General features: G+C 39.0%; 24 protein-coding genes, 3 tRNA genes and 3 pseudogenes. 15 read left to right on the top strand and 15 right to left on the bottom strand.

Going from position 1 to position 23,466, the window contains the following annotated elements:
* The 3 genes from D3222_RS19110 to D3222_RS19100 all read right to left on the bottom strand — a co-directional run.
* Positions 1–238, bottom strand: a 238-nt coding sequence (locus D3222_RS19110; protein WP_157975362.1) for a helix-turn-helix domain-containing protein, incomplete at its 3' end; no start/stop codon positions are given.
* A 49-nt stretch (positions 239–287) separates the two neighbouring features.
* A complete protein-coding gene (locus D3222_RS19105; protein ID WP_232832595.1) occupies positions 288–908 on the bottom strand; it encodes a PAS domain-containing protein in 621 nt (206 codons plus the stop codon).
* A gap of 1,406 nt (positions 909–2,314) precedes the next feature.
* Positions 2,315–2,989, bottom strand: coding sequence for a PAS and helix-turn-helix domain-containing protein (locus tag D3222_RS19100; protein WP_118987556.1), 675 nt, complete (start codon positions 2,987–2,989; stop codon positions 2,315–2,317).
* A gap of 1,129 nt (positions 2,990–4,118) precedes the next feature.
* Here D3222_RS19100 and D3222_RS19095 point away from each other — a divergent pair.
* The 4 genes and pseudogenes from D3222_RS19095 (at position 4,119) to D3222_RS19080 (ending at position 8,154) form a co-directional block, all read left to right on the top strand.
* Positions 4,119–5,036, top strand: a complete 918-nt coding sequence (locus tag D3222_RS19095) for a tail fiber protein (protein ID WP_118987555.1) — start codon at positions 4,119–4,121, stop codon at positions 5,034–5,036.
* Positions 5,037–5,599: 563 nt separating this feature from the next.
* Positions 5,600–6,229: pseudogene (locus D3222_RS19090) on the top strand (phage tail protein); the annotation flags it as partial.
* Between the two features lie 225 nt (positions 6,230–6,454).
* The gene (locus tag D3222_RS19085; protein ID WP_118987560.1) at positions 6,455–7,081 is read left to right on the top strand and encodes a tail fiber assembly protein; all 627 of its coding nucleotides are present in this window, start codon (positions 6,455–6,457) and stop codon (positions 7,079–7,081) included.
* A 323-nt stretch (positions 7,082–7,404) separates the two neighbouring features.
* On the top strand, positions 7,405–8,154 hold the full coding sequence (locus D3222_RS19080) for a phage tail protein (RefSeq protein ID WP_118987554.1): 750 nt from the start codon (positions 7,405–7,407) through the stop codon (positions 8,152–8,154).
* 260 nt (positions 8,155–8,414) lie between these two features.
* On the opposite strand, the gene D3222_RS19075 is transcribed toward D3222_RS19080, so the two are convergent.
* On the bottom strand, positions 8,415–8,768 hold the full coding sequence (locus tag D3222_RS19075; RefSeq protein WP_118987553.1) for a hypothetical protein: 354 nt from the start codon (positions 8,766–8,768) through the stop codon (positions 8,415–8,417).
* Between the two features lie 157 nt (positions 8,769–8,925).
* Here D3222_RS19075 and D3222_RS19070 point away from each other — a divergent pair, with 157 nt between their 5' ends.
* The gene (locus D3222_RS19070; protein WP_118987552.1) at positions 8,926–9,264 is read left to right on the top strand and encodes a restriction endonuclease; all 339 of its coding nucleotides are present in this window, start codon (positions 8,926–8,928) and stop codon (positions 9,262–9,264) included.
* Between the two features lie 30 nt (positions 9,265–9,294).
* Positions 9,295–9,666 (top strand): DUF2213 domain-containing protein, encoded by a 372-nt coding sequence (locus tag D3222_RS19065; protein WP_118987551.1) that lies wholly within the window; start codon positions 9,295–9,297, stop codon positions 9,664–9,666.
* Between the two features lie 16 nt (positions 9,667–9,682).
* Here D3222_RS19065 and D3222_RS19060 read toward each other — a convergent pair.
* Positions 9,683–10,210 (bottom strand): annotated as a pseudogene (locus D3222_RS19060) (phage integrase); the annotation flags it as partial.
* Between the two features lie 65 nt (positions 10,211–10,275).
* Between D3222_RS19060 and D3222_RS25140 the strand changes: the two are divergent.
* The 4 genes from D3222_RS25140 (at position 10,276) to D3222_RS19045 (ending at position 12,195) form a co-directional block, all read left to right on the top strand.
* The gene (locus D3222_RS25140; RefSeq protein WP_157975369.1) at positions 10,276–10,461 is read left to right on the top strand and encodes a hypothetical protein; all 186 of its coding nucleotides are present in this window, start codon (positions 10,276–10,278) and stop codon (positions 10,459–10,461) included.
* A 222-nt stretch (positions 10,462–10,683) separates the two neighbouring features.
* Positions 10,684–10,917, top strand: a complete 234-nt coding sequence (locus D3222_RS19055; protein ID WP_118987549.1) for a hypothetical protein — start codon at positions 10,684–10,686, stop codon at positions 10,915–10,917.
* A 308-nt stretch (positions 10,918–11,225) separates the two neighbouring features.
* Positions 11,226–11,807: a hypothetical protein gene (locus tag D3222_RS19050; protein WP_118987548.1), complete on the top strand. Its 582-nt coding sequence runs from the start codon at positions 11,226–11,228 to the stop codon at positions 11,805–11,807.
* Between the two features lie 10 nt (positions 11,808–11,817).
* A complete protein-coding gene (locus D3222_RS19045) occupies positions 11,818–12,195 on the top strand; it encodes a type II toxin-antitoxin system YafO family toxin (RefSeq protein WP_118987547.1) in 378 nt (125 codons plus the stop codon).
* Here D3222_RS19045 and D3222_RS25135 read toward each other — a convergent pair.
* The 3 genes and pseudogenes from D3222_RS25135 to D3222_RS19035 form a co-directional block, all read right to left on the bottom strand.
* Positions 12,183–12,332 (bottom strand): hypothetical protein, encoded by a 150-nt coding sequence (locus D3222_RS25135; RefSeq protein WP_157975368.1) that lies wholly within the window; start codon positions 12,330–12,332, stop codon positions 12,183–12,185. The two genes, D3222_RS19045 and D3222_RS25135, sit on opposite strands and share 13 nt — an antisense overlap.
* A 229-nt stretch (positions 12,333–12,561) precedes the next feature.
* Positions 12,562–13,466, bottom strand: a pseudogene (locus tag D3222_RS19040) (phage portal protein).
* A 41-nt stretch (positions 13,467–13,507) separates the two neighbouring features.
* The gene (locus tag D3222_RS19035; protein WP_339367472.1) at positions 13,508–14,608 is read right to left on the bottom strand and encodes a terminase large subunit domain-containing protein; all 1,101 of its coding nucleotides are present in this window, start codon (positions 14,606–14,608) and stop codon (positions 13,508–13,510) included.
* On the opposite strand from D3222_RS19035, the gene D3222_RS19030 reads away from it, so the two are divergent.
* Positions 14,555–15,574: a contractile injection system protein, VgrG/Pvc8 family gene (locus D3222_RS19030; protein ID WP_232832594.1), complete on the top strand. Its 1,020-nt coding sequence runs from the start codon at positions 14,555–14,557 to the stop codon at positions 15,572–15,574. The two genes, D3222_RS19035 and D3222_RS19030, sit on opposite strands and share 54 nt — an antisense overlap.
* Before the next feature lie 41 nt (positions 15,575–15,615).
* Complete coding sequence (locus D3222_RS19025) at positions 15,616–15,867, top strand: ogr/Delta-like zinc finger family protein (RefSeq protein WP_112876972.1); 252 nt, start codon at positions 15,616–15,618, stop codon at positions 15,865–15,867.
* 51 nt (positions 15,868–15,918) lie between these two features.
* On the opposite strand, the gene D3222_RS19020 is transcribed toward D3222_RS19025, so the two are convergent.
* From D3222_RS19020 to uvrY, 7 genes are all read right to left on the bottom strand, one after another.
* The gene (locus D3222_RS19020) at positions 15,919–16,668 is read right to left on the bottom strand and encodes a hypothetical protein (RefSeq protein WP_118987546.1); all 750 of its coding nucleotides are present in this window, start codon (positions 16,666–16,668) and stop codon (positions 15,919–15,921) included.
* Positions 16,669–17,000: 332 nt separating this feature from the next.
* Positions 17,001–17,087 (bottom strand) — tRNA-Leu (locus D3222_RS19010).
* A 6-nt stretch (positions 17,088–17,093) separates the two neighbouring features.
* A tRNA-Cys gene (locus D3222_RS19005) sits at positions 17,094–17,167 on the bottom strand.
* Between the two features lie 48 nt (positions 17,168–17,215).
* Positions 17,216–17,291, bottom strand: a tRNA-Gly gene (locus D3222_RS19000).
* Between the two features lie 144 nt (positions 17,292–17,435).
* Positions 17,436–17,984 (bottom strand): CDP-diacylglycerol--glycerol-3-phosphate 3-phosphatidyltransferase, encoded by a 549-nt coding sequence (pgsA, locus tag D3222_RS18995; protein WP_049581866.1) that lies wholly within the window; start codon positions 17,982–17,984, stop codon positions 17,436–17,438.
* Positions 17,985–18,041: 57 nt separating this feature from the next.
* A complete protein-coding gene (gene uvrC / locus D3222_RS18990) occupies positions 18,042–19,874 on the bottom strand; it encodes an excinuclease ABC subunit UvrC (RefSeq protein WP_118987544.1) in 1,833 nt (610 codons plus the stop codon).
* The gene (gene uvrY / locus D3222_RS18985; RefSeq protein ID WP_118987557.1) at positions 19,858–20,523 is read right to left on the bottom strand and encodes a UvrY/SirA/GacA family response regulator transcription factor; all 666 of its coding nucleotides are present in this window, start codon (positions 20,521–20,523) and stop codon (positions 19,858–19,860) included. Before uvrY ends, uvrC begins: the two co-directional genes overlap by 17 nt.
* A 434-nt stretch (positions 20,524–20,957) precedes the next feature.
* On the opposite strand from uvrY, the gene D3222_RS18980 reads away from it, so the two are divergent.
* From D3222_RS18980 to D3222_RS18965, 3 genes are all read left to right on the top strand, one after another.
* Positions 20,958–21,182 carry a DUF2594 family protein gene (locus D3222_RS18980; RefSeq protein WP_118987543.1) on the top strand — a complete coding sequence of 75 codons (225 nt, stop codon included), beginning with the start codon at positions 20,958–20,960 and terminating at the stop codon, positions 21,180–21,182.
* A 691-nt stretch (positions 21,183–21,873) separates the two neighbouring features.
* Positions 21,874–22,302 carry a universal stress protein gene (locus tag D3222_RS18975; protein ID WP_118987542.1) on the top strand — a complete coding sequence of 143 codons (429 nt, stop codon included), beginning with the start codon at positions 21,874–21,876 and terminating at the stop codon, positions 22,300–22,302.
* 430 nt (positions 22,303–22,732) lie between these two features.
* A complete protein-coding gene (locus tag D3222_RS18965) occupies positions 22,733–23,170 on the top strand; it encodes a universal stress protein (RefSeq protein WP_118987540.1) in 438 nt (145 codons plus the stop codon).
* The last annotated feature ends 296 nt before the right edge of the window (positions 23,171–23,466 follow it).

Genomic DNA, 23,466 nt, shown 5'->3' with positions numbered 1-23,466 from the left:
AAAGTAAACTGTCAGACCCCCCATTACCCGATTTAAGTTTACCGTGATTAAGGTAATCACTGATATGGCGGTCAACCGTGGTCTGATGGAGTCGCAATGCCTGAGCTATCATCACAGAACTCCACCCTTCAGAAGCCAGAAGGATAGCTTTTATTCTGTCTCGTACTTGACCATCGCGAGTGGTGTCGTGAAGACGCTCAAGTTTGATTTTTTGTTCTGATGTAATAAATATTTTCATAGCGAGGATAATGATCTCCATTTCGGATAAAATCAAGCATCTTCAATGATTACGGGTATAATTCTTCGTGTAATGGCAAATTGAACTTTTGGTAAATTGATTGAATATGATTAACTACATCTTCGGGACTTATCATTAACTCTTCACCGATTTTTTCTTCATCTAATGAGCGCAGAGTTAGAAAGAGAATTTCCCATTCAGTTTGTGTTAATTTGTCATTAGGGGCGGTAAATTCCAACGTCGCCGGAAGGGTTTTTTCATAATAGTAAGCAGTAGAAAAGTTTTTGGTTTTGCACATATGAAAAGTGAGCCCAATACAATTGCCATCTTCATCACAAAGTGGGTATTTATTACAAAGATAGATTTGCTTAATCTTATGCTCTTCAAATGGATGCGTTTCTAGTGAACTAACGCGTTGCATTGTTTGAAGAACTTTTTGATCCTGAAGGTGGAATTCTTTTTCATATTCTGCAATAGGTGAGGGTAATTCACCTGTTAAAAGCCCGGTAATATCGAAATTTTCAGGCAAATTGAGTAGTTGATAAAAAGCAGAATTGGCATAAATAAATCTTGATTGGAGATCTTTAGCTCCCCAAGGTTCATCACTTTTTTCCCACATATGAATTAATTGTGGGGTGATATTATTAGGTCTGTTTTTCATCTGTTGCATTGGTGACTCCTGGACGAATATTTCAATTGTTATCTGACATATTTGTTAACTAATTATACTCAAAATACCTTGGTAATATAATAGAATATAATAACTTGCTCGTCAAAATACATATATTTATTAATTAAACCTTTTATTGTTATATAATGGAACTTTTAACATTAATGGATATAACAAAAAATACTATTTTGTATAAAAACATTTTAGATCACTTACTAGATAGTAAAATTAATGAATAACCTTTTTAAGTCGTGAGTAATTAAGTGACGTAGATCAAAAACTTTCTGTCATTAACCGAAGAATGAGGGAGCGGTTGCTATAACGATGATAGGTAATAGAATGAAAAAGAAGGTGTTATTTTTGGAGCGGAATAATGGCGAAAAAATGGCATTTAATCAGAATAATATTCGATCAATTAAAGAATGCTTTTTAAACGTCATATACAGGTCATCGTAATTTGGTAAACTATATTTTGGAAATGTCAGAATAATCAACTATATGAAGTTTTCAGTCTAAAAGCTGTGTCTGAATTTGCCTGCTGCTGACAATAGCTATTATTAAATAAAATTAAGGTTAGGTAAATTCTATGAAATTAAATTATTGAAGAATAATTAAATAAAAAACTTACTTAAAATGGTATAGTCCGAGATATAAAGTTGTATTTCAAGTTCCACTTAGGTGTTTGTCACAATCACATTCTTACCCCATTTTCCGAAGTTTTTATCAATGATTTTCTGTTTTGGCAGTGCCAGCGAGATAACGTCGGAGGCAAAAAATTGACCTGATTTTCATCAATTTCAGAATATTCCTGTATTTTTTAACGCAAATTGATTGCATTGTTGATCATCTATTAATACTTAAGTGGTAATAATAGGGTAAAAATTTCGATTAAACCTACTCTTAATGCGATTAGCTAATGGGGATGTGAATAGATGGTAATAGGGTATTACCTGCTGGTTGGTGACAAAACTACCTGTGGTGGACAGATTATAAGGCCGAAGCTGCTGCTACCGCCATAGCTGAAAATACCCGCAGTGTATACCCGTTATCTTTCAAGTTGCCTCCTTGTTGGCTGCACTCGCTCACCCCGGTCACATAGTTCTCTATGCTCCCGGGGATTCACTCCCTTGCCGTCGCGATGCATCTTGAAATCCATAGAGTATATATGCCATTGTAGATTTAATTTTGGGTGTATTTTATCGTTGACATGACACCCTTTGATTATTTCTCCAAAAAATTAAATAAGTATTAAGCTGTTTATGTGACTGATATTTTTAATATATAAAAAGTCTGCCGATATAATTCGAGATAATATCACCATCCATTGATGGTAGGATTGCATCATACCGACAGAGATAAACTATTTAATCATGCTTTTTATGACTAGAAAATAGTAAATGGAATTACTAAGATAGTAAAAATTTTTCGGGTACATAGCGTTTAAAATTGTTGATGAGACAATATTCTTCCAGTTGTTGATTGGAGTCAACACCTATCTTGTGATATATATTGGTCATATGGGATTCAACTGTACGGTAAGCAATATTTAATATTTTTCCAATCTGTTTCCTGGTGCATTTTTGTAGAAAGAAGAAAATAATATCCCACTCACGTTGGGTAAACGTATCTGTTGGTGGTTGGAATATAATAGATGTGGGTAGATCGTTATAATATTGATATAGGTTAATTAATGAAAAATCTTTGGCTTTCCATCCATGAAAAAAGATGCCTATACATTCCTTTGCATCGTTATATAGTGGTAATTTTTCTTGGAAGTAAGACGATAAGATTTTTTCTTTTCCATACGTATATGTTTCGAGTGAACAGACTCTTTCTCCTTTTGTCATTACAATTTTATCATGATCGATAAATTCTTTCGCAAATTCTGCACCATTCCAGGGAAGTTCGTCATCAAAAAGCCCTTCATAATCAAATGGAGTTGGAATGTTTTGAATAGATTTTAGGGCCAGATTACCATAAATAAAGCGTGAATTTTTATCTTTGATTCCCCACGGTTCATTGCTTGCTTCCATCGTGTTTATTATTTGTGGTGAAATATATGTTCCATTAATTTTGTTCATGATTAATCCCTATATAGCTGATGATAAGTTTATACCCTTCATCTTTCAAGCTGCTGCTTTGTTGGTTACTTTCACTCACCCCAGTCACATAGTTATCTATGCTCCTGGGGATTCGTTCACTTGCCGCCGCGCTGCAACTCGAAATCTATTAGGTATATAATACTCTGCATTGTTTTAAAGTATGTTTTATCTTAGTGGAGGAATTATTATTCGTATTCTAAGATTATTAAATATAGTTTATGTATTTAAAAGACCATAAATAAGGTTTCATAATTCCGCTACACATGGTTTTATTCAACTCATTGTTATACATAGGGTTGTTGGTAGATAAGGTGTAGCACTATTTTGGAAAGTTATTTATTTTTATTCTTAGTGCAAGTTAAGATTAAAGTGATACTGTTTAGTTTACTTTTTATATTTTGCATAGTAAATCCTTGGTGATTACTTAAGACATTATCTGAATGATTTAAGTAATAATTCTACTTAAAATGACTTGATTCTATAGCATAGAGCAACAATTTGTTTTTCAAGGAAAAACACGCTGTTAATTAAATTCTTTATTATTTAATAAAGAAGATTTAAATAAACACAAATATATTTATAGATATTATTTTACAATAAAATTATTTAATAAGGATATTTTTCATGCATGTTCAATGATAGTTGGTAATGCTTATTTTTTTCGATGGTAATTATTGGTTAATGGTTGTCAATAGTCTCGGCATATTGTATCGATCAATAGATTTAACGTTCCTGGAATTAATAAAAATCCCTTAATTGAAAGTGTTATTAGTAAGGCAAGATGAAATGTCACTGTGATTATTTTAACTTTTTGTGAAATTATGATGGTTAAAATTTCTGAGATAAAAAAATAAATCAATCTGAAAATATAAAAGATTTAAGGAGTTATTATTAAATCTTAATGATTTATTTGTATAATAGTAAACACAGACACAATTTCAATTGCTGCCAATTATATAAAAATAATTAACCTTATAAGTAATAAGAACGCTGCATTATTCTTTTTCTGAACTAGACTTGATTGACGTAAATTGCAAGGGGGATTGTTTTTATAATAATTCAATATATTGATTATAAAATAACATTATTTAATTTCAGGAGAAAATACATGAGTTATAAGAATGATTTTAAGGCTTTTTCTATTAGTGATAATGCGAATGTGGTAAATCAAGAAAAATATGAAGAAAACCAAAGTTTGAAGACTGGATTTTCACCAGATAATGTTCCCACTCACTTGTTAAATAAGGTATTACGTCAAGCGTCAACGGTATCATCTGCTGTGGCTGATTTTATCGCGACACGATCTGGCAATGATGTTCTGGATGATGGAAATATAGCCAAACTTACCGCTCAATTAAATAAAGCGTTAGAACAAAAAATTACAACAGACATTCCTGGCGCCTCATTAACACAAAAAGGTGTTGTCCAGCTTACAAATGTGATTGGCAATAGCGATACATTAGCGGTTACACAAAAGCTTGTTCAGGAAGTAATAAATTCATTACGTGAATATACCCGCGAAGAGATAGATAACCGGATTAAAACAGCCAATGAAATTCCTGTCGGTTCTCCTATTCCGTGGCCGTTACCTCACCCACCGTTCGGTTATTTCACTTGTAATGGTTCAGCTTTTAATAGATTACAGTATCCGAAGTTGGCGGAAGCTTATCCTGACGGTAGATTACCTGATTTAAGGGGTGAATTTATCCGCGGATGGGATGATGGTCGAGGTATTGATAGTGGCCGTGGGGTTTTAACTCATCAGGGGGATGCTATCAGAAATATTGAGGGGTCGTTTCCTGGGGCGATAACAAATGGTTTTCATCTGGCAACAAAAGGGGCTTGTTATGCTAGTGCAACTTCTGGGGTGGCTACAGACGGCAAGCTCAAATCGGTAGGTCATTTTACCCCGGATGTTGTATACACTGAATATGGTTTTGGGTTCGACGCGTCAAGGGTTGTTCCTATAGCCTCGGAGAATCGCCCCCGCAATATAGCCTTTAATTACATAGTAAGAGCGGCATAATGGCTGAACAAAAATACGTTTGATAGCCAGAAATAGAAAAAGAGGCTGTTCTACTTCTTTAACACTCAATAGGTTGAGGTTAATATGTAATAAGTGTACTGCCGTACAGGCAGCTTAGAAAGTTAGCACTCTCATTTACCGACTTGTTTTCAGAACTGACGACTTAAGTTGTATTGATGAGAACAATGAATGTATGTTTTATGAAGATAGAGAGTTCTGTGGCATTCCAGAATACTGTCGTTTAGATGTTTGTGCCTAAATTCCGGAAGATTCATCTTGGAGCTTAAAACAGAAGCAGTTACAAGAAGAGATAGAAGGAATAAGAGAAAAATAGTTTTCAGATATTAAATATAAATGGTTTGGATATATTTCCGATTCTAAAATATTTAATTACTTATTGCGGTTAATTATATAAAAACAGTCAATCTCCTAATAAATAGGAATGCTGTATTACTCTTCTTTCTGAACTAGACTTTAATTTGAATGAATTACAGGCGGATTATTTTTACAGTAATTAAATATGTTGATTATAAAAAATATTATTTTGCTTAAGGAGTAAGTGCATGAGTAAAAAAAATGATTTTAAGGCTTTTTCTATTAGTAATAATGCTAATGTGATTAGCCAAGAAAAATATGAAGAAAGTCAGAGTTTGCAAACTGGGTTTCCACAAGATGGTATTACCACTGATATGCTAAATAAGGCATTACGTCAGTCTTCCACGATATCCTCTGTAGTCGCTAATTTTATCGCCACACAATCGGGCAATGATGTTCTGGACGATGGGAATATAGGTGAACTCACCACCCAATTAAATAGAGCGCTGGAACAGAAAATGACAACAAAGGTTCCTGATGCCTCATTAACACAGAAAGGTATTGTTCAGCTTACCAATGTGATTGGCAATAGCAATACATTGGCTGTGACACAAAAGCTTGTTCAGGAAATAATAAATTCATTACGTGAGGAAATTAATGTACCTGTGGGTTCCCCCATTCCGTGGCCGTTACCCTATCCACCTATCAACTATCTCGTTTGTAACGGTGCATTTTTCAATAAGTTGCAGTATCCAAAGTTAGCAGAAGTTTATCCTGATGGCAGATTACCCGATCTAAGAGGCGAATTTATCCGTGGCTGGGACAGTGGTCGAAATGTGGATCCATCTCGTTCAATATTGTCGTGGCAGGAAGGGGCTTATTTGGTACAGAATGTTGATCGGGCGAGTAATTTTATAATTACCCCCTCGCGTAATGAGCTCACAAAATTGCAATGGGATCTTCCCCGAAATAACAATATTTCGGTAAAATCTGTATATTATAAAGCTCAGACAGACTGGATTGCGAATTCTGCATATATAGGGGTATCAAGGCCCCGCAATATAGCATTTAACTACATAGTAAGAGCAGCAGCATGTAACATAATGACAGAACAAAAATACTCTTTAGAACATGAAACAGCCGTATTGGGTAAAGATGGTTTAGCTATTCAACCCGGCTGGATAAAAGTTTATCACTCGAATCAAATTACCCGAGAATTCATAAACTCTGATATTGAATATGTCATGCTTGGTGTCAGTCTGTCAGCCGGAGCTTATCCCGACGCGCCAGAGCTTTCCGATTCTCACGATAAGGCTGTTTGTCGCAGTGTAGAAGGTAAGTGTTGGGAAATTGTCCCTGATTATCGGGGAAAAATAGCTTACGATACGTTAACACGAACTCAACAGGAAATTACTGAGCTGGGTGAATTACCTAAGACTCTGACCTTAAAGCAACCTGCCACCGATTTTGATAAATGGGATGGCACAAAATGGGTCACTGATAATGTAGCCCTAAAAGCAAATCAGATTGAACAAGCGGAGCAGCGGCGTGTAACTCTGTTGCGACACGCGAATGAATCCATTGCATTACTGCAAGATGCTGTTGATTTAGATATCGCTACCGAAGTAGAAAAATCTGCTTTACTGAGATGGAAAAAATACAGGGTAATGCTCAATAGAGTAAATATTTCACTGTCTTCCGATATTGAATGGCCGGAACAGCCGAGGTAATGAAAAAATGACCTGAATAAACAGGTCATTCATACAATGGTTTTGTTGATGTTGGAATTAGGAGACGGAAAGAAATTCAGTCTATAACTTGAAATAGAAAAATTGTAGTAAGAAATAAAAGAGGGGAGAGAATAGTAGCTTATTGATATTGAATTTCCTATTATAACCAATTGTACAAAAATAGTTAATATTCTAATTGAGAATAAAGTCCTATTATTATTTTTTTGAACTAGACTTTGATTGATGTGAACTGTGATAAATCATTTTTACAATAATTTAATATATTAATTGTAAAATAATATTATTTAATTCAAGGAGGACATATGAGTCCCAAGCATGATTTTAAAGATTTTTTTATTAGTAATAATGCAAATGTAGTGAGTCAAGAGAAATATGAAGTAAGTCCGGATTTGCAGACAGAATTTCCTCAAAATGATATTCCTTCTCATTTGTTAAATAAGGTATTTCATCAATCATCAACTATATCAGCCGTCGTAGCTAATTTTATTGCCGAACAATCTGGCGAGGATGTTTTGGATAATGGTGATATAACCAAACTTACCGCTCAATTAAATAAAGCATTAGAGCAGAAGATCTCAGATATCTCTAACATTCCTGTAGGTGTTCCTGTTCCTTGGCCGACTGCCATACCGCCTGCTGAGTGGTTGCAGTGTAATGGGGCGGTCTTTGATAAGTTGAAATTTCCAAAATTAGCAGAAGCTTATCCTGATGGTAAATTACCTGATTTGAGAGGGGAATTTATTCGGGGTTGGGATGATAGACGAGGTGTTGATAGTGGCCGTGGAGTTTTAACTGATCAGGGGGATGCTATCCGAAATATTCAGGGTTCGTTCGCTGGCATGATAGCACCAAACTATCATTTGGCAACAAGAGGGGCTTTTTATGCTAGTCAAGTTCTTGGAATAGCTACAGATGGCAGTTTCAAATCGGTAAATATTTCTGACACGGATACTCCATACGGCTTTGGATTCCTGGCGTCAAGAGTTGTTCCTGTCGCCTCAGAGAATCGCCCTCGTAATATCGCATTTAACTACATTGTAAGGGCAGCATAATGATGAGTCCATTTGGCCCTTATTGCTATTAACAGATAGTTATAAGGGTGAATGTTTATTCAGTTTTGAAAAATCGGGGGGCTATTTTCCTCATTAAGTCGGCTTGACCGCCTACCCAGGCGCCATTTTAGCCCCGGCGATATAAGTCTCCCCGCTATCCACAGATAAAAATAACCCAGCGTCGCGGTCAGCAACGCTATCTTCTTGATATTTTGGGCTGTTGCCGCCAGCAGACACTGTATCTGATGTTTTGATTTTTGTTATCTACATAATACGAATTTCCCTAATGGTTTTCCGGGATTTTCTGGTGATCCATTGGGAGAGAATAAAAAGTTTTGTTTTGTTGTTTGTTTTGTCTTACCAGAATTAAATAAACGCGTTACTTCTAGATTTCCTTTGTATCCATATATAAAGAAAGAGTCGATATCACCTTCATCAGTCACCTTGTGGCTCATAGTGAATATATCTGTAGGTTTATCGTTAACCCTAACCTCTTCAATTAGTCCGTTGTTGTCAACGATCTGTATGAGGTCATTGCCGCAAACAAAAATTTTAGTTGCCGCTGCTGCTGATAATGGAAGTGAAAATAATGCTAACAAGAGAGTCTTTTTCACGACAAATGCCTCTGAATTTAAAAATGATTAGAACATATTTACATAGTTGCAATGCAAGCAAATTTCGACTATTAGTGATGATGAGTATAGCTCTGTAATAGACAGTGCAGTTGATGACTATTTGGTAAAAAAACCAGTGTTAGAATGGAATGATAAAATGAGTCCGTCTGAATACGAAGGATTTTGTGCGGATATTCTTAATAATAATGGATGGCAAGCAAGAGCGACGTCTAGTAGCGGCGATCAGGGTGTAGATGTAATTGCAGAAAAGAATGATCTTTGCGTTGCTATACAATGTAAGAAATACTCATCTCCTGTTGGGAATAAGGCTGTTCAAGAAGTTGCGGCAGGAATGGCATATTGGGGTGCTTCTGTTGGGGTTGTTGTTATAAATGCTGGTTACACCAGATCTGCAAGAGAATTAGCTGCTGTTCATGGTGTTTTTCTTCTTCATCACGAAGATCTCAAAGATTTAGATAGCATTATTAATGAATAGCTTATAATTTCTAACTTAAGAGGTGAGCCAATGACTGACAAATTCGCCTTTGATAGATCAATGCGTAGTAAAGACGGTAACGGGCATCTTATTGTTGAACGTACTATTCTGTCAAAGGCGGCTGTTAATACCTATCGGGGAAAGGAAATACCGGGTTATGAGAAGCTCGGACTTGACCCAGAGCGGGTATATCACATGTTGCGTGACACATACGAACTGGAGAAAGCAGCAAGTACATTTAGCAAGAAACAACTACTTATCCGACATATCCCCGTCAACGCATCCGATCCCAAGAAAGAAGACACTATAGGCGCAATAGGTTCTGACATCACCTTTGAGGATGGCAGGTTCTACGGCGACTTACTGCCTTATTTCAAGCACGTGAGGACGTTAAGCCACTGATAGGGATTGTGGCAAATGCTCCTTCAAAAGCGTCGTAACAGTTCGAAAACAGAATTCCTCGGCGCTTCGGTAATCTATCGTATAAGCGTTTTGATATTGGTACTGTACGATTTTTACTACTTTTTGTTTTTGTGAATGTTACTTTGTATTTCATTACTTGGGATTGAGTTAATTTTTGTGCCTCGCCCCATCGGGCCCCGGTTGCAAGACATATACGTACAACATGACCTAGGTCTTTATTTTTTGAATCATCGCAGGCATCCAACAAGCGTTTAATCTCTTCTTGGTACAGAAATGCCAGTTCTTGGTCTCCTTCCTTGAATTGTCTGATGCCACTTAGTGGATTGTCCCTTTCCCATTCCCCCATTCTCTTTAATTCTGAGAATACGGCATGCAAATATGATTGTTCTCTATTAACTGTAGATTGGGCTGGTGATTCTCGGCCTTTAGCATTCCATTTGCCATTCAGCCTTTCTTCTCGATAAATAGCAAATGCATTTTTATCGAAATCAATAGCAAAGGGATCACCTAATCGTTTACATAAGGTGTCTACGGTCAGATGAAAATGAATCAGTAGAAAAAGTCATCGACTATGCCAATTCAATCGGCTTGAATTTCGGCAAAGCTGAGGCTCGATCATTAATTATTGGAGGAAAAATCCAGTTAGATGAGCAATGTTATCAATTATGTTCTGACGGTTCGTTACGTCTGACAGTGACAGAACGCCAGCAACAAGCACGTCGCAACGCACTATTGCAGCGAATTAATCAACTTAGCCAACTTAACCAAAGGTAACAAGGTAATGAAGCACTGGGAACGAGCCATGATGCCGCCATCGTATCAATTGGCGCTGTGGGTGAATTAATGGGATTGACTTAAAGAAAGAAACGTCGCGTATAGACACGCTTTACGTCGAAAAAGGGCGGTTTAGTCTTCATGACAATGCATTAGATGATGCAATTGAGCAAGCTAAGTTGGTGTCTGTTGTTTATCAAAAATTAACCGCGGGAAAAGATAATGACTGACCATTCAAAAACCCAAGCTATAAGCAGTGTTCTGGAAATGATTCTTTATGATCAGTTTTGTGGCGGTCACGCAAGAACGGCAAGAGATGAAGCGGTACAGATTGCCGCCGTCGCGCTGCAAATTATTGAGTATTACGACCGGAAAAAACGGAAACGACCCGATTTGTCATTTTCGAATAACCCGATATGGGTTGGTTTTGATCCGGGCGAAGAGCATACATCATGAAGGTGACAAAATTTCAACAAAAAGAAGATAAAACGCTATGCCTGTCTATTTTCTGGGGATTCCTCAGCACTCTTCGCGGGTTATTTTTTACCTTGAAAATGAGGTGGTAATATTTTTCATTTTACGTGAGTTTATATTTACCACTTTGTTCATTTTACTGATAAATATATCATTTTTGTGGTAAATATCGGGTGAGTGAATCTTTCAAATAAATCATTGCGTATTGTGACAGGAAAGAAACCAAAATATCGACAAAATGAGTCATACATGATTCAATGGGATCGGTTTTGGCATTCAGGATATTATGTATGAGTAACACTAAAATTACCTCTATGGCGGCAGCAATGGCGATTGCTATAGCCCCGGTGCCGGCGGATAGCATAGGGTGCCATGATGCAATAACCAGCACCAAAAACACCATGACATTACAACAGGTGAGTGATTCAGTCGTTTTTCTTCCCATTGAAGAGGCGACTGCTTTTATCGCGAATATCGCTAGTCGGATGCGATTCCATTTAAAAAATCTGCGATCTGAGTGGGAATCAAAGCGTATCCCCATTGACGATAAAAGTATGTCCAGTTTTGCGAAGGACAACATGCATTACCTGGCTAAACATATTGTTGTCTGTGCAAGCTTCATTCAAGCGGCAAAAGTCGCGTTAACTTCCGTTCCTAATACAGACACGGAATTACGCGGCATGATCACGCGCTTCGGGCGTGCATCTGCTGACTTACGTTATACGTTAGAAGAAATTACTGCATTTACCAAGAGTACGCATATCCCTAATAACGTATTAAATGCAAGTGCTGATTTAGATCAAGATGCAGTCCGGGAACTGATTCGTACCGAACATGTTGCTTTAGGCTTAGAAGCCCCAGTTTTCCACTGAAGGGGATACCGTGATCCACGTTTCTATTCACAAAGATATCGAAATCCCCGCAGTTGCAAGGCAATATGCAAAAATTTTACAAGATTGGAAAAATGGCGGATTGCTTCCCGCCATTTTTGGTGATGAAGGGCGTTGGGAAGAGCACGCGTCTCTATGCCAATCTTATGTTTTTAAAATTCATATCAAATTGCCGGGTGAAATGCCCTGGCTTGGTAATTTACCGCCCGCCGCCCGAAAATCTGATAGCTACCTGGTTTATACCCGGCACTGGTGTGACCCATCAAAATATCAAATCATTAGCATCATGAGCCCCAATGCTCATGAGCTAGCAAGAACCTCATTTCTTGCTGTACTGGTTGATCGTGCGGAAGATTTTCAAAACACCTGAGAATGAGCTTGCCCGCCAATTGGCGGGTTATTTTTTTGTATGAAATTCCTTGCACAAATCTGCACAATAATCACCACCCCAGTGATCCTCTTCCGCGCCAGACCCGGCAAGCCTTCATCCACTACGCACAATTGCACAAAAACGCCCCCTTTTTGCGTGCGGGCGAGGAGGGGGAGCAAGCGTGCGCTGAGGGGGATTGGTAGTTTACTTTGGTAATCTTGATAATCGCGAAATAGCCCACTGACGCCGCGCCAGAACCACACAGGGATGTGGATGTCGTAGCGTTCAAGGCGGGGGACGGAAAAGAAAGAAAACGAACACAGCGCGTTAAATGCGTTGTGTCCGTGGAGAGGATTGATTTTGTGGTTATTTGCTGCTGTTCAACGCATCAAGCAAAGCATAGCGATTGAATTGCACGACGTCTTCACCCGCCCAATCATTGGCTGACTTCAAGCTTTCCATAATGGGGCTAGCATGTCGTCGCGGGTGGCTTCTTTAACGTTAGTAAATTCATCTTTGGCACTGATTTGACTGAATGGCAGAATTTGCAATCCGTCTTTTTTCCCGTTGGCTGCATAGACAAATAAATTCTTGAATGCGCCATTTCGCCGGGATTTTTTCAGAGCGGTTTTCAGATTGTCTACACCTTTCGGATCGGCCAGTGCATCAGTCAGATAGACAATAACGCTGGCATGACTGCCGTTTTCGTAATAGTTCATTCTGAATGTGGTTGCAGAACGGTTAAGGTTGGCTGAAAGAAGGCCGGCCAGGTATTCAGGTAAACCGTAAATTTCTTGATGAATGTCGGGGTTCATCAGATGAAAAATACTGCCTGGGCTGAATTCAAATTCTTGTAGCCAGCTTTGTACGAACCAGTATTTGTCGATTTCTTCTCCCCGTCGCGTGTACTTGGCTGGCGTGTGCTTTAGCCTTAACAGCCCGCCCAGTCGGTTCATTCGCTTTTCCAGGTAGGCATTACCAAATACCAAATAATCAAGTACATAAGCGGCCATGTCTTGCCGTGACAGTAGCGGGTGAGGTTTAAAGCAGCTCATGATCACATTGCGTTTAAAAAACAGTGGTGACTGGTGATAAACCGCCGCCGAAAATGCATGCGCCAGCCCGTAAAAATCGATGGGGGTTTCATACCAACGGCCATTTTTGGCACACTCCATGCAATCTAGCAGATCCCAGCCACATGTAATTGGCGTGGGTGTATCAAAGGTAAAAGCCGCACACTGTGCCGCGTCACTGTCGTTGATTATATTCATTACTTCGGGCTGGTTTTCAGCCGGTAGAAAAGTGTGCATGATTAAAACTCCGCTACAAAAGACTCATTCCTGCCCGCATCGCTGGATATCGGCTCTCCGTACAGGACATTCATAACAGCCCACGCAATGTCACCGTGATCAATGCCGCGTGTGCGGTCGGCGTCATAAGTCACAACACCGTCCTGTGTAATTATTTTCTTAATGGACATAAACGAGGTAGCGACTTGTTTCATGCCAGCGTCATATTCAAACCTGCCGGAACGGATTAGCATTTGTGCTTTCATCACTAGCAGGCGCTTAAGCGGCGCGGAATATTTCAATAGGGTTGCGGCCGGAAACCATTTACAAACCAGTTCATGCACGGCTTCACCCGTTCCGCCTGTGCCATCTATTGTTATCCCCTGTACATTATAGCGTTCGGTGAGTTTACGAATTTCTTCGGCTTGCTTCTCAAAAGCCATGTCGCGGCATTGCAGGGCTTCGATGACCCGCCATTTGCCGTCGCTGACAGCAGGCGGTGACATCACAACCAGCCCTAAACCGTCACCGTTGCCGCCTGTACCAGTTGGATCAGCGCCGATATAGGCGGGTTTGCGTCCTAGCGGCCGCAGCGCATAGGGTTTCCAGTCCGGCCAGACATTGTCGTTGTAACCGTCAACACCGCATTTAATCACTTCGTTATAGTCAAAGGCTCGTTCACCCGATTTAACAAAAATGCACCGGTACAGGTTGTCAAAATCAGCCGGATTGTTTTCACTCTCGATTTCTTCTAAATCAACAAGATTCAGACCTGCCGCGATAGCGTCATGAATAGTCACGATCTGTCGCCAGATGTTATCCCCGCACAACACTCCATGCTGTAATACGGCATGACTGGTATCAATAACAACTTGTTTCTTGCCGGGGCGGGCTTTATTAAAAAAGTCCCCAGTCCAGAATGGATACCCTTCGTGTTCTTCGCTTGACGGTACCGAAAAATAAGTTCGTCTTAATCCGATGTGGGTTGCCATCCCTGCTGCCACTTTGCGCAGATTCATGAAATTGCTGACCCAAAAGAATTCATCGAAATAGAGATCACCAGTATAGGATTGCGCGGTTGCTGCCGATGTACCGAGAAAATAGAGCGTGGCCCCGTTGGACAAGATAAAGTCGCATTACCGCCGCGCGGCGTTGAGATTTCTGTTGCGATTGGCTGGCAAGGGGAAGCACTTATACATAAAGGCTTTTTCACAGTCGATGAAATTAGCCACTCTGGCCCCCCCGATCAGCTGACAGTTACGGCCAGAAGTGCCGATTTTCGCCAGGAATTTAATGTAAAGCGTGAATATAGCTGGCACGATATTTCCGTTGCAAAAGTCGTCAGTGCTATTGCGGGCAGATACAAATTAAAGCCCGGAGTCAGTCGTCAATTGATGAATATTGAAATTGACCACGCTGATCAGACCAATGAAAGCGATATTAGTTTTTTGAGCCGGATGGCTGAAATGCTTGGCGCAATTGTGACCATTAAAAATGGCATGCTGTTGTTCATCGTGCCAGGCCAGGGTATTTCGCGCAGTGGCAAACCGCTGCCTGTTATCACAATCAAACGTGAATCTGGGGATAAGCATAATTTTAGCGTTGCTGACAGAGACGCATATACCGGCGTTAAAGCATTCTGGCTAGATTTAAGTTTTGGTAAAAAACCTGCAACAACGATGAAGCGTAAGAGTCAGTCTGACAAATCCCCAAAAACCGCGCAAGCATCAAGTAAAAAAGAGGGCGATTATTTGGAGGGTGCAGAGGGAAATGTGTATGTGATGCGTCAGACATTTAAAACAGAACGTATAGCCCGCCGTGCCGCCGCCGCGAAATGGGCAGCTTTACAACGTGGCGCCGCAGAATTTAGTATCACCCTCGCGAGGGGCCGCCCAGATCTCTATCCAGATTTATATGCGCAGGTCATCGGCTTTAAAACGGTGATTGATTCATCAGAATGGGTAATAACAAGAGTGGTACACAATATTGGTGACAGTGGCTATACAACTTCACTGGAACTTGAATTAAAAATTAAGAATACAGAAATGAGCGTGGCTGACGAAAATAGCAAAAATAGTGACAAGTCATGATATGCTTATATCAGGCAAACCCTTTATAGAGGGCTGATATCATGGCGTTTATATGTCCCCGCTGCAATGCTGTAGCAAAAACACGCACAAGTGAAATGATGAGTGAAGAAACTCGCCGCAGTTATCATCAATGTCAAAATCTGCTATGCGGCTGTACATTTACAACCATTACAACCGTTGAACGCTATCTCTGTACACCCAACCAACATGAACTCCCACCAGAATTTAAATTACCAAAAATGGCATTCCCAGCAAGTCACTATGGTGATGAGCAAATAGGTTTTGGTTTTTAGCTCTACTGTAAGCAAGAAAATAAACCCCGAAAATCGGGGTTTTGGCGGCTATCACTTAGATATTATATTTATTATTTGGCCTGTCTTAATATCTACATTTGCTGAGATGGTTTGTTTTACGATCCCACCATAGGCATTACTACCTCTAAAAGTCGTTTCTATTACTGCATGAGGATTTTTATCTAATATCAAGCGATAGGTTGTTTCTACGTGCTTATATGTGGATTCATCATGCATATTTTCTTTAATAATTTTTTCGAGTGGGCGATATGAGCCATCCCATCCGCTAAATTTAGACATAAATTCATCAAAGTTAATGCGATTTGTAAGTGATTTGGGATCTTGAGTATAGTCGGCATAACACCATCCAAGTACATCTCCCAGTTTAAGATCACCTGATTTCGTATACGATATCTGGCTTAAGCAACTGTAGAAATCATCTGTTTCGGTTTCAGGGATATCTTTGTATGACACATAGTTTTCAACAATTTCTTTTCTTTCGTATTGAGGTTCGTTTCTATACTCTTTGAGTGTTTTAGAGGCATATTTGAATTTTTTGTCACTATGTTTTTCTTTTCTTTCTTCTTGGGGTTCCTGATTGGTTTTTTCTGTTGACTGCAATGAAGTTGAATTATGAGTTGGGTGGAGTTGAGAACCTATAGTGATTGATGCAAAAAACGCGAGTAAGTAGATAAATGAAGATTTTTTTCTATTCGGCATTAAAACTAGACTTGGCTTTATAAGTCCAACAACAAAGGCAATGAATGTAATCACCGCTACGGTTGCAAATATGTTTTCCATGAGACCCTCTTTGGCACAAATGAGATTAATTCATATTGTAGAACCTACTGTAATTCGATTGCACCATCAAGGTAAAATAAAGCCCCGATTACCAGGGCTAATCATGGCGTTTATATGTCCCTGCCACAATGCTGTAGCAAAAACCCGCAAAATTTATTTTTTTACCCATTATGTTGGCTTGATTTTTGGCGCAAAAGTGGCACTGGTTATATAACCAGTGCCGCCAATCTGCCGCCACTTTTCAATTTTCATCTCATCGCAGAAAGCAAAAAAGCCACCTTGCGGTGGCCTTTTCTTTTCCCTAACTCACTGTTTTATCAATGAATTTCATTTGGTGCCCAGGGCGGGACTTGAACCCGCACAGCCTTACAGCCGAGGGATTTTAAATCCCTTGTGTCTACCGATTTCACCACCTGGGCTGAATTTGGAGGCGCGTCCCGGAGTCGAACCGAGGTTAACGGATTTGCAATCCGCTGCATGGCCACTCTGCCAACGCGCCTTACTTATCAGCTACTAAATTACCAATCATTTATCCTAACTAGTAATTTGGAGCGGGAAACGAGACTCGAACTCGCGACCCCAACCTTGGCAAGGTTGTGCTCTACCAACTGAGCTATTCCCGCACCACTTTGAACTGGCTGATTTACTTATTTGTTTTCGTAAATCTTATGCGCCGTTCGATGCGTTGCATTCTACTTACTTCACGTATTGAGTCAACACAATTATTGTTACGCTGTGATTGTTCGATGGTTTTTACGTCATTTCGATCAAGCTTCACGCAAATCAGACCAGGCCGCGTTTACATATTGAAACATCGACCAAAATGTCATCACCGTAGCAACATAAAGTAATATGAATCCGCCCAATTCGAATTCAAAATTAGGGCGCCATAATAAAGCAACTAATGCCGCCATCTGCGCTGTCGTTTTTACCTTACCCATCCAGGAAACGGCAACACTACTGCGTTTGCCTAATTCAGCCATCCATTCTCTGAGAGAAGAGATGATAATTTCACGCGCTATCATGGTTGCGGCGGGGAGAGTTATCCACCATGTATGATAGTGTTCGGAAACTAAGACTAATGCGGCGGCAACCATGATTTTGTCTGCGACAGGATCAAGAAATGCGCCAAAGCGAGTTGTCTGTTTCCAAAGGCGGGCGAGAAAACCGTCAAACCAGTCTGTCGCCGCAGCGACAATAAAAATTATGGCACAAACCATCGGCGCCCATGTGAATGGCAAATAGAATGCCAGGACAAAAAATGGGATCAGGACGATACGAAATAGAGTGAGCCATGTCGGTATATTTAATTGCATAGTGCTTCTTAACTATCTGGCTATAGTGGAATTTATAAGTATGGTGCATCAATGTACTTAGTGTTTCAATGCATTATAAATTTTTTCTGCTAATGCACAGGAAATAGTCGGTACTTTTGCGATCTCTTCGACACTTGCGTTACGTAAAGGCTGCAAACCTCCCATGTATTTCAGTAACATTTGGCGGCGTTTTGGTCCAACTCCTTCAATAGATTCCAGCGTACTGGTGTTTCTAACTTTAGATCTACGCTGGCGGTGCCCGGTTATTGCATGATTATGTGATTCGTCACGAATATGTTGAATCATATGCAGGGCCGGAGAGTCCGGTGGTAATGCGATACCTTTATCCTCCGTTGCGAAAAATAGTGTTTCAAGCCCGGCTTTGCGATCACTGCCTTTGGCAACACCTATTAATTGAGGGCGCGTTTTATCCCATTCAACATCAAGAGACTGAAAGACATTTATTGCCTGAGCTAATTGCCCTTTACCGCCATCGATGAAAATAATGTCGGGAATTTTTGACTCATCTAATGCCTTCCCATATCGACGGCGTAGTACTTGATTCATGGCAGCGTAATCATCACCGGGAGTAATACCATTGATATTATAGCGCCGGTATTCAGAACGTAGTGGACCATTGCTATCAAAGACGACACAGGATGCAACAGTTTGTTCCCCCATAGTGTGACTAATATCAAAACATTCCATTCGCTGAATTTTTGCTAACTTAACTAATTGAGCGAGAGAATCTAATCTTTGGTGAATAGTTGATTGTTGCGATAAGCGGGTAGTTAGGGCGGTTGTTGCATTTGTGCGGGCAAGTTTCAGATAACGAGCCTTGTCTCCACGGGGGCGAGTTTGAATATGAATTCTTCGCCCGGATATTTCAGATAAAGAATCAGACAAAATGTCTTTCTCTGGCAGAGTAAAATCCAGCAAAATTGCTGAGGGCAAAGTCCGATTTTGGCTGCCCTGTAAATAAAATTGGCCAAGGAATGTTTGTACAATTTCATCAAGCTTTGTCCCAGTAGGGACTTTAGGGTAGTAACTTCGGCTACCCAGGACTTTGCCCTGACGTATAAACAGTACATGCAGACAAGCCATGCCCGCTTCAAAGGCAACACTGATGGCATCTAGGTCATCGTCTGTTCCTGAAACAAATTGTCTTTCAGTGACCTGACGAACGGCCTGGATTTGATCACGGTATCTTGCTGCATCTTCAAATTTTAGTTGCTGGCTGGCTTGTTCCATTCGGTCAATTAATCTGGTTAAAACTTGCTGATCTCTGCCTGAAAGGAACAGGCGAATATAATCAACTTGTTGCTGATATTCTTCTTCACTTACCAGCCCTTTAACGCAAGGCCCAAGGCAGCGACCAATTTGATATTGCAGGCATGGCCGGGAGCGATTGCGGTAGACGCTATCCTCACATTGTCGGATAGGAAAAAGTTTTTGTAGTAAGGTTAATGATTCTCGTACCGCATGAGTGTTTGGAAATGGGCCAAAATATTCACCTTTGGCATGTTTGGCTCCCCGATGCATTGCCAGCCGAGGGTGTTTATCTGCGCTGAGAAAAATATAAGGGTAAGATTTATCATCTCGCAGTAAAACGTTATATCGGGGCTGATAGAGCTTAATGTAATTATGCTCCAGTAACAGTGCTTCGGTTTCGGTATGCGTGACAGTAACATCTATTTGAACAATATTTTTAACCAGAGATTCGGTTTTACGACTGGCGACCTGTGCACGAAAGTAGCTGGAAAGCCGTTTTTTTAAATCCTTGGCTTTACCGACATAAATAACCGTGCCCGAGGTGTCATACATACGATAAACACCAGGCTGACTGGTTACTGTTTTTAAAAATGTTTTTGAATCAAATTGTTCCGTCACTATTTAATAGACTCTCTGTGTCGAATAGCCCATAACGTATTGCCATATGTGTTAATTCTACATCACCGCTGATATTTAGTTTACTAAACATTCGGTAGCGATAGCTATTGACGGTTTTTGGGCTGAGATTAAGTTGTTCAGAGATATCGCTCACCTTTTGTCCTTTCGTGATCATCAGCATAATCTGTAATTCACGATCAGACAGACAACTTAATGGATTGTCTTGCTGTGGGCTAATTTGGCTAAGGGCCATCTGTTGAGCAATATCGGGAGCGATATAGCGTTGGCCGGCATTAACTGCACGAATTGCATTAACCATGTCCTGAGAGGTAGAGGCTTTACTGAGATATCCTCTGGCGCCAGCCTGCATCACCTTCATTGGCAAAGGATTTTCAGTATAGATAGTCAACATGATGACACGGACATCGGGACAATAACGTAGGATTCTTTTTGTTGCTTCCAGGCCACCAATGCCTGGCATGTTCATATCCATTAACACGATATCTACTTTATTAGCTCGGCACCATTTTATCGCATCTTCACCACAATTAGCTTCTCCTACTACTGTTATCCCTTTTATGTCATCAAGAATACGTTTTACACCAACTCTGATCAGCTCATGATCATCGACTAACAAAATATTTATCAAAAAAGTGTCTCCAACTGGCTCTATGCTCATACATGAGCTTCATTGATATTGCTTGTGTATTGAATGTGTTTCAGAAGAATTAACTTCAATTGTCTATTTTTTGACTTTTAGTAAAGATTATATAAAACAATAGAATAGATAAATTATCCTAAAAGTTCATCAGGAATGTGAATATTATACTTATCTCTTCCAAAGACAAAAGAGAATTATTTTATACGATAGCAAGTATTATTTATTTACAATAATAACATTCTATATATTCTGATTATGATGAAATTAATAACTAAATAAATATTTATAAAATAAATGGTTTTAACAATAATTTAACGTTTTTTGGCGTAGATCTATTTGGAAAATGTATAAAAATAGGGGATGAATTATGTGGTATAATTATTATTTTCATGACGTAATTAATACATAAACAGGTAACGACTATGAACAAAATCGATTTAATTCCTTCATCCGATACTGGAACCTTGGCTACGGAGGTGACATGTTTGAAAGTTCTGTTGGCTTCTATGCTTAAAACTATGGGACAAGCTAACGCAGGGAGAGTTGTACTGAATCTGGAACGTGTTATTGCAGAAATGGGCGATGAAAAACAAGCCAGGATATTTGAAAATACCGTTCAGCAAATAAAAGCGTTATATCGGCAGTGAGGTAGGTCTCAGGGGTTAATGTTATTGCCCCTGTACATATCCCACTTTTGCTATACCCTTCATCTTTCAAGCTGCTGCTTTGTTGGCTGCTTTCACTCACCCCAGTCACATCGTTATCTATGCTCCTAGGGATTCGTTCACTTGCCGCCTCTCTGCAACTCGAAATCTATTAGGTATACGTAGTGAAATGAACCGCATCTATTTTCATAATATTTTTATTTGTAAAAGTATATTATTATATGCATTAAATGATCATAAGTATATGAAATTAAAGATGTAAGGTAAATAAATTAAAAACGATATTAATTATTTGGTTATAGAGAAAGAGCGGGAAGAAGGATGATTTGTGAAAAATTCTTAAGTTATAATTGTTATTTATTCGTTATATACAGAATGATATATTGAATAAAGGTATTAATTGAATTTTTCTTTTGCAAATAAGTAACTTAATCATCATTGATGACAAACAGTAATGGATTTATTATTATGATAATGATTGGTTTTTACTTTTATAAATGTTGATTCTATGTGAATGGTATTGGTAATATCTTTATATCGATATGAAATATAAATGATTTCTTTGATTTTTATCATTGCATTTATATGGTTGAATAACTCATAGTAATTAACAGGATATAGAGTATACTAAACGTAGTAGTCTGGTTTGGTATGTAAATATAGGAGCGTGCGTATGTACAAAACTATTTTAGTACCGGTAGATATTTCAGAAGATGAACTAACGAGTAAAGCGGTTAAGCATGCACTGTCTTTAGCAAAAGAAACAGGTGCGAAGCTCCATATTCTCCATGTACTGCCAATTTCATCCGCGATTGTTAACGCATATTCGTTGGGATATGAGGAAATTAAGGATAAAGCGACAATTAAAGCCGAAGATGATTTGAAAATGCTGCTTGATACCATCGATTTTCCTGATGACAGGTTATCCTATTCCATTGCATTTGGGTCGCCAAGAGATGAAATAACAGCAGCAGCGACAGAAATTAATGCTGATCTTATTGTTATTGGCTCCAGAAGGCCCAATATTACAACACATTTACTAGGATCTAATGCATCAGGTGTTGTCAAATATTCGACAACATCTGTTTTGGTTATTCGATAAGGTGAAATGTAATGGAAGAGATTGGTTAGCCATCTTCGGATGGCTTGCTCGATTTACCATTTAGCTAATGGTGTGTTGTTATATTTTTATTAAATATTTTCATTGAGATTGCATAGGGTTTCGTAGAATTATTGAGGATGCAATAGTTATAGAAAAATTGACTGTCTCGGTTCTGAGTGATTAAAAATAGAGCTATACCGTAATTTATTTGATTTAGTTAAACAACTCACAACAAATAATGGAATATTTTATACCTAATAGATTTCGAGTTGCAGAGAGGCGGCAAGTGAACGAATCCCTAGGAGCATAGATAACGATGTGACTGGGGTGAGTGAAAGCAGCCAACAAAGCAGCAGCTTGAAAGATGAAGGGTATATATACTCATTGAAGTAGTTAGAGTTAGGTTTGGTATATAAATATAGGAGTGCGTATGTACAAAATGATTTTAGTACCAGTGGACATTTCAGAAGATGAGTTGACCGATAAAGCGATTGCACATGCAGAGTATTTGGCGAAGTTATCTGATGCTAATATACATCTTTTCCATGCCGTTCCTGATATATCAAGATTTTCAATTAGTTATAGTTACCAATATGAGCTGATCAACTCTTTTGCCAAGAAATCTATTGCAAGATCAGAAGAGGAATTGGCAAACGTGGCTGAGAAAATAGACTTGCCAAAAGAGCGAGTCTCTTTCTCCGTAGCCTTTGGATCACCGAGGGATAAAGTATTATCGACAGCAGATGAGATTAAAGCAGATTTAATTGTTATTGGTTCCCGGCGGCCTAATATTTCCACCCATTTATTAGGCTCAAATGCTTCAGGCATTGTCGGATATGCAAATATTTCAGTTTTAGTAGTCAGATGAATGATTTATTTAGTAATGAAACAGCCTGCTTTTATATAGTACTTATCGCTTAATAGATATTGTGCTATTCAATACTAATGTGATAATCCGGTGCAGGTATTTTGCATCGGATTTTCCTATTTTTAAACAGAATATTGAACTTATTTTGGTGATAATTGATTTTAAGTTATCCATTTTTCACTGAAAAGTTGATCTGCACAGGATAGATGATGCATTAAATCCCAGTTTAAAGTGAGTATCAGACAAAGATGCTACAAAAATCAGTTGGTTATGCGGTTATAGTAAAAATAAGCATG

It is taken from the genome of Photorhabdus sp. CRCIA-P01, assembly GCF_003545805.1.
In the GTDB taxonomy this organism is placed as follows: domain Bacteria; phylum Pseudomonadota; class Gammaproteobacteria; order Enterobacterales; family Enterobacteriaceae; genus Photorhabdus; species Photorhabdus antumapuensis.
The sequence above is the reverse complement of the archived record's forward strand: the minus strand, read 5'-3'. Positions and strand labels throughout refer to the sequence as shown.

Coding starts and splice junctions, on each gene's coding strand:
- D3222_RS19080 (WP_118987554.1), top strand. CDS start 7,405: ATGAGTCCCAAGCATGATTTTAAAGATTTTTTTATTAGTAATAATGCA.
- D3222_RS18975 (WP_118987542.1), top strand. CDS start 21,874: ATGTACAAAACTATTTTAGTACCGGTAGATATTTCAGAAGATGAACTA.
- D3222_RS19055 (WP_118987549.1), top strand. CDS start 10,684: ATGACTGACCATTCAAAAACCCAAGCTATAAGCAGTGTTCTGGAAATG.
- D3222_RS19020 (WP_118987546.1), bottom strand. CDS start 16,668: ATGGAAAACATATTTGCAACCGTAGCGGTGATTACATTCATTGCCTTT.
- D3222_RS19070 (WP_118987552.1), top strand. CDS start 8,926: ATGAGTCCGTCTGAATACGAAGGATTTTGTGCGGATATTCTTAATAAT.
- D3222_RS18980 (WP_118987543.1), top strand. CDS start 20,958: ATGAACAAAATCGATTTAATTCCTTCATCCGATACTGGAACCTTGGCT.
- D3222_RS19085 (WP_118987560.1), top strand. CDS start 6,455: ATGACAGAACAAAAATACTCTTTAGAACATGAAACAGCCGTATTGGGT.
- D3222_RS19100 (WP_118987556.1), bottom strand. CDS start 2,989: ATGAACAAAATTAATGGAACATATATTTCACCACAAATAATAAACACG.
- D3222_RS19105 (WP_232832595.1), bottom strand. CDS start 908: ATGCAACAGATGAAAAACAGACCTAATAATATCACCCCACAATTAATT.
- D3222_RS19065 (WP_118987551.1), top strand. CDS start 9,295: ATGACTGACAAATTCGCCTTTGATAGATCAATGCGTAGTAAAGACGGT.
- D3222_RS19025 (WP_112876972.1), top strand. CDS start 15,616: ATGGCGTTTATATGTCCCCGCTGCAATGCTGTAGCAAAAACACGCACA.
- pgsA (WP_049581866.1), bottom strand. CDS start 17,984: ATGCAATTAAATATACCGACATGGCTCACTCTATTTCGTATCGTCCTG.
- D3222_RS19050 (WP_118987548.1), top strand. CDS start 11,226: ATGAGTAACACTAAAATTACCTCTATGGCGGCAGCAATGGCGATTGCT.
- D3222_RS19095 (WP_118987555.1), top strand. CDS start 4,119: ATGAGTTATAAGAATGATTTTAAGGCTTTTTCTATTAGTGATAATGCG.
- D3222_RS18965 (WP_118987540.1), top strand. CDS start 22,733: ATGTACAAAATGATTTTAGTACCAGTGGACATTTCAGAAGATGAGTTG.